1 protein-coding gene is annotated in these 543 nt (G+C 50.5%); it reads right to left on the bottom strand.

What is annotated here, in order from left to right; translation table 11 throughout:
- Positions 1-78: 78 nt before the first annotated feature.
- Positions 79-543 (bottom strand): hemoglobin beta-like protein (locus tag QNI15_RS38940; RefSeq protein ID WP_314037616.1); only part of this gene is annotated, 465 nt, incomplete at its 5' end.

Below are 543 nucleotides of genomic sequence, written 5' to 3'. Positions count from 1 at the left end.
GTACGTTTCTGATGCATGATAAAAACAAAGAGCTTTTAAACAAATGATCCACATGTGATGGTCTCCTGCTGCAGCTCTCTAGTGGTACTGTCTTCCCAGGGAGGACACCACCACGGTCAGGAACTTCTGAAAAGCTGCCTGGACCTCACCGGTGAAGCATTTACCCATCTTAGAGGCGATCACAATGGTCAGGCAGTCAGACAGCAGCCTGAAATTGTCAGGGTCCACGTGCAGTTTCTCGGAGTGCAGCACGCTCAGCTCTGCATAGGTCTCCTTGATGTTGTCCATGTTCTTCAAAGCCCGGTCCATACCGTGGAGGATGGTTTTTCCGTGTTTTGCAACATTCTGATTTGCAATGATTGCAGCGGCGTTGTAGAGGTTTCCAAAGTTACCGAAATACCTCTGAGTCCAGGGGTAGACGATCAGACACCTGGAAAGAGCTGCAGGGCCGACGACCTCATAGTCCAACTTGGCGAAGATGTCCTGGATGGTGGCGCGCTCGAAGTCTGTCCATTCGACCATTTTGCCGGCTCTAGATTTGTT

The organism is Xanthocytophaga flava (assembly GCF_030068545.1).
In the GTDB taxonomy this organism is placed as follows: Bacteria; Bacteroidota; Bacteroidia; order Cytophagales; family 172606-1; genus Xanthocytophaga; species Xanthocytophaga flava.
This window is presented reverse-complemented; position numbering and strand designations above follow the sequence as displayed.